The sequence below is a fragment of the Campylobacter sp. 2018MI10 genome, assembly GCF_018501175.1.
Classification (GTDB): domain Bacteria; phylum Campylobacterota; class Campylobacteria; order Campylobacterales; family Campylobacteraceae; genus Campylobacter_E.
The window spans coordinates 1-509 of record NZ_JAHCZD010000072.1 but is presented as its reverse complement, the minus strand read 5'-3'; the positions used below and the strand labels follow the sequence as shown (position 1 = coordinate 509).

The 509-nt window shown below is 32.2% G+C and carries 1 protein-coding gene; it reads left to right on the top strand.

The window, feature by feature from the left end:
• Nucleotides 1-509 (top strand): molybdopterin-dependent oxidoreductase (locus tag KJR01_RS09710; RefSeq protein WP_214119032.1); only part of this gene is annotated, 509 nt, incomplete at both ends.

The window sequence follows — 509 nt, the reverse complement described above, 5'->3', positions numbered from 1 at the left end:
AAAATGTATCTATTGGGCTGGTGGTAATCCAATGCACCATCATCAAGATAGAAATAGACAAATAAAAGCATTTGCTAAGGTTGATAGCTTTATAGTTCAAGATTGTTTTTGGACTGCTAGTGCAAGATATGCTGATTTAGTTCTACCGGCTACTACTGAAATAGAAAGAAATGATATAACTAAAGCACATACAAACAAATATATCTTCGCTATGAAAGAATGTATAAAGCCTATGTATAACTCAAGAAATGATTATGATATTTTTTGTGGAATTATTAAGCATTTTGGTGAAGAAAAATACCAAGCTTTTACAGAGGGTAAAACTGCAAATGAATGGATTAAATACTTTTATGAACAATCAAGAGAAAAAGCAGCAGCAAGTGGCCTATCAATGCCAACCTTTGATGAGTTCTGGGCTAAAGGCTATGTAGAATTTAAAGCTCCTGAAGAAGCTAAGAATTTCGTAAAAATGAAAGATTTTAGAGATGACCCAATTACTAATAGATTAG